Source organism: Gemmatimonadota bacterium (assembly GCA_026706345.1).
Classification (GTDB): domain Bacteria; phylum JAAXHH01; class JAAXHH01; order JAAXHH01; family JAAXHH01; genus JAAXHH01.
Genome location: JAPOYX010000207.1, coordinates 1 through 4,130 on the forward strand (window position 1 = coordinate 1; position 4,130 = coordinate 4,130).

Sequence of the window (4,130 nt, forward strand, 5' to 3'; positions counted from 1 at the left end):
CATCTCGTCAAAACCGTAGTCCAGCACCGCCCGCACAGCCTCGCTCGTATAGCCCTTTCCCCAATGGTCAGGGTGCAGAAAGTAGCCCATCCCCGGAACGCCCGCATTGCCGATGTAATCCACATATCCCAGCGCCGGGCCGTCCTCCGCCGTGCGCACGGTCCAGACCGTCCCGGGCCCGTCAAGCATGCCATCGACCATCTTTTTTGTCTCAGCCGCTGAACTGTGCGCCGCATCGTCCATAAACCGCATCGCTTCCGGCCTGCGATACGCGTCAAAAAGGTCCTCCGCATCCGAAGCCGCAAGCGGTCGCAGAATCAGTCGTTCAGTCCGAAGTGTGGAATGCATCGTATCGTCTCCAAAATGCCTTGTCGCTCATCAAAGTGTCTATGCCAATATCTATCGATTCGGCCGCGGTCGCCTCGCGACCGCGCCGAACATTAGCACCCAGTTATCTCTCACTCCTCCACACTCTCTCCTCGCCTTTGGGCGGTCGGCCGCAAGCGGCCTCCCTTGTGCGGGGGGTTCCCCCCCGCAACGCCCCCCCTCCTACAACATGCCTCGCCGAATGTGTGCCTTCAATCCAGCTGGAATGCTTGCGACCGAATGCGTACGGCCGTGTTCCAAGTCTTGGCTGGTTCCGAGCATGAGCCAGGGCAGGCGAAAGTTGGGCAAGTCAGAAGAGTCAAGTCCCAAATAGACCCTGCCGGTGTCGCCAGTACCGTCGAGAGCCCGTTACAGAAATCCTGATAATCCGGCATTCCTGATTCAGACTGAAATCAATGACTCCTGACGACCAACCACGAACCTCTATCCATACAGCGCCCGCAGCGCCGGCCTCAGCTCCGCCGCCTCCAGCAAATCAGTGCTGTCACTGAACTGGTCGATGCTCCCAATTGGCCGCCGCTTGGCCAGTCGCAGCACCTCAGGATCCTCGACAGAACCAAGCAACGCGTCAGCGAAGCCGTGCAACGCCATCACCCGGAACGGCCGGCCAAAGAACTGGATCGGCCTCTCCGGCATCGGTTCCGTGAGCCCCAGCCGGTTGTGCCGGCCAGCCACGACCCGGTAAGCCTCGCCCAGCCAGCGGTCACGCTCCTGCCACGTGTCCGCCCCCTGCACAGCCATCAGCATATCGGTCAAACCAGCTGCGCTTTCCAACTGTGCAAAAGCCGACCCAAACCACTTGGCATACGGCGCATACTGTCTTTCCATCAGAAAACATAGGCGCATCACGTCCCGCACCAGCCGCGACCCGACCAACCCCGAGCCCAGCTCGTCGCCCACCAGGCCCGCCCGTCCCATCAAATGTTCCTCCTGCCCGATACGAGCCCAACCCGCAGCCAGCAGATAACGCCACACATCCGGCGGATACCATCTGAACCGCCACCGTACGCTCTCCAGCCCGATACCGTCGTGAAAGATCCCGGCTGTCGCGATCGTCCGTAGCTTCTGCTGGGGAAAAGTCAGCCAGTCCGCCGTCCCGATCTCTTTGCTGACGTCAAAATTCAGGTACCCGCAGAAAAACACGCCAATCGTCTGCGTTTCCACCTTGTGATTAACCGGCCCGCTGTCCGTGGCCTCCAGCAACTGGACCCCGTTGTCATCGGGGTTCGGTTCACTGAAATTCGTCGGGTAACCCAGAAAACTGTGGGGCAATCCATCACGCAGTGCCGCGTCAATATCTTCAGCCTGAGTCTCCCAATCGCCCGGGTACAGGAAAAGTTGCAGCCTCGGCCCCCAACCATGGTCCGTCGACATCTCGTCGTCGAACCCAAGCGTCTCCGAGCCGGCCCCAATCAAGGCAGAGGCATGCGGCAGACCGGGCCATGAACTCTCAAGCACAGGCCGCACCGCCTCCCAATAAAACCGTCTGCTCAATTCCAGCCCGGGGATGAACGCCATTCTCTACAGCGCCGCTTCAATGGATGGTCCGCCGTGCCAACCACACACTCTCATTGTCTATGCCAAATCACTAATGCTCACAGTGCCGGTTCCCCCCACACAAACGCACCGCCAAACAGCGTAGCCTCCACGTCCGTCTCCAATATCGCCATCGGATGGACCGTGAATATATCCTGCGACAGCACCACCAGGTCTGCCAACTTGCCCGGCGTGATGCTGCCCTGGCTGCTCTCCGTGCCGCCCGCATAAGCCGCGCCGACCGTATACGCCCACACCGCCTCCTCCACGGTCAGCCTCTCCTCCGGATACCAGCCCTCACCGCCGGGTGTTCCGTCCGCCCGCATCCGCGTAACCGCCGCATGAATCCCCTTGATCACGTCCGGCGTCTCCACCGGCGCGTCCGATCCGAAGGCCAGCTTAGCCCCGCTGTCCCACAGGCTCCGGAACGCGTAGGCATAGCGGCTCCGCTCCCCCCAATACCTGTCGGCAAGGAGCATGTCCTGCGTGGCGTGGATCGGCTGCACCGACGCGATGATATCCAACTCAGCGAATCGGGCAATATCGTCCGCATGCAGCACCTGCGCGTGCTCGATCCGGTGCCGCAGATGCAGCCCCCGACCGGCCCGGCGACTCGCCTCCAGCGCATCCAGCACCATCAGGTTAGCTCTGTCGCCAATCGCGTGCGTGACCACCGCCAGCCCTGCATCCGTTGCTCTGGCTATAATGTCCGCCATCTCCTCGGCGCCTGTTACCGCAATGCCAAGATTGTCCGGCTCGCCGTCGTACGGCGCCAGCATCCACGCCGTTCGCGGCCCTAGCGCACCGTCGCTGAAGACCTTCACCCCGCCAATGCGCAGAAACTCATCGCCAAGCCCCGTCCGCAGCCCCAACCCGATTGCGCTGTCCAACTCTGCCACCGGGATCTGCGCCACCGTGCGCAGCGTAAGATCTCCCTCCGCGCGCAACTGTTGAATTGCGCGCAAAGAGGCCGCCGCCTCCTTCGTGTGTACCCCCACGATCCCCATGCGGTTGACCACGTCCTGTGCCTGCCGCACCGCCGCCACCGCCTCCCCGTCCGCAGGCTCGGCCATGCATGGAAACGCCAGCTCCATCGCCCTTTCAAGCAGGATGCCCGTCGGCTTCCCCGCCCCATCGCGCACAATTTCGCCGCCGTCCGGGTCTTCCGTATAGGCCGTGATCCCAGCCCGATCCAACGCCATACTGTTCACCCACGCCGCGTGTCCGCACTTGCGAGCAAGGTAAACCGGATGCTCCGCCGTCACCGCGTCCAACTGCGCAGCCGCAGGAAACGCGCCGCCCTCCCACACCGACTGGTCCCAGCCCCGGCCCGTCAGCCACTGACCGGGCGCCGTATCCGCAGCCCGAAGTCCGACCTTTTCCAGCGCTGCCGCCAATGTCGCCGTGCCACTGAGATCAATCTCCCGCAGACTCATCCCGTATGAAAGAAAGTGGATGTGAGCGTCAATGAATCCGGGCACGACCGTCGCGCCCCGTAAATCAACCTCCCGCCCGTCCGGCGCCAGCAATGACCGCGTATCACTTTCGCTGCCCGAGGCCACGAAGCGGTCCCCCGCGATCGCCACCGCCGAAACCCGAGGCCGCCCCGCGTCCATCGTATGGATGTTGCCGTTGAATAACACCAGATCCGCCTGCACATGTCACTCCAAGTGTGATTAACCCCGAAAAAACTGCTCGCCCTCTTCTTTCAAGCCGCCATTCCCTTTTGTTCGTTCTTCTTCTGTTATACCATACAGCCGCCAGAGCGCCACTGTAAAGGTAACTTCTGAACTGGTACTGGCAAGCCTTGTACTGCCTAAAGCAAGAGCGGAATCGCAAGCCGGCTGTTTGACATCGCTCAACCCTGGATTCTTCTGCTTCGCTCCATGACAACTCTTACAGCATTCCTGCCCATCAGCATCGGAATCCTCATCCTGCTGCTCTGGGCCGGTGCAACGGTATGGCTGACACGTCGCCGTGACGAGCGGCGCTGGGATCTTCTCTCCGCTGCCCTGCTGGCCGCAATGTTCGCAGCCTTCTTCGGACGCACCATCAGCGGCACCGTCTACCAACCCGCCGACGGCGGTGACCTGGTCAGCTTCCTCTTCCCCATCTACCACTTCGCCGCCCACACCATCAGCCAGGGCAGCCTGCCTCTCTGGAATCCGCACCTTTACGGCGGCGCGCCTTTCATCACCGACATTCAG

General features: G+C 61.9%; 5 protein-coding genes. 1 reads left to right on the forward strand and 4 read right to left on the reverse strand.

The window, feature by feature from the left end:
* The 4 genes from OXG98_14200 to OXG98_14215 form a co-directional block, all read right to left on the reverse strand.
* Nucleotides 1–348: GNAT family N-acetyltransferase (locus tag OXG98_14200; protein ID MCY3773153.1), on the reverse strand; the 348-nt coding region annotated here is incomplete at its 3' end.
* A 462-nt stretch (nucleotides 349–810) separates the two neighbouring features.
* Nucleotides 811–1,905 (reverse strand): DUF4037 domain-containing protein, encoded by a 1,095-nt coding sequence (locus OXG98_14205; GenBank protein ID MCY3773154.1) that lies wholly within the window; start codon nucleotides 1,903–1,905, stop codon nucleotides 811–813.
* 77 nt (nucleotides 1,906–1,982) lie between these two features.
* On the reverse strand, nucleotides 1,983–3,566 hold the full coding sequence (locus OXG98_14210) for an amidohydrolase (protein MCY3773155.1): 1,584 nt from the start codon (nucleotides 3,564–3,566) through the stop codon (nucleotides 1,983–1,985).
* Nucleotides 3,567–3,599: 33 nt separating this feature from the next.
* Nucleotides 3,600–3,785, reverse strand: coding sequence for a hypothetical protein (locus OXG98_14215; GenBank protein ID MCY3773156.1), 186 nt, complete (start codon nucleotides 3,783–3,785; stop codon nucleotides 3,600–3,602).
* A 24-nt stretch (nucleotides 3,786–3,809) separates the two neighbouring features.
* Here OXG98_14215 and OXG98_14220 point away from each other — a divergent pair.
* Nucleotides 3,810–4,130: hypothetical protein (locus OXG98_14220; protein MCY3773157.1), on the forward strand; the 321-nt coding region annotated here is incomplete at its 3' end.

Bases quoted from the DNA above. Each gene is read 5' to 3' on its own strand.
- OXG98_14205 (MCY3773154.1), bottom strand. From the start codon at position 1,905: ATGGCGTTCATCCCCGGGCTGGAATTGAGCAGACGGTTTTATTGGGAG.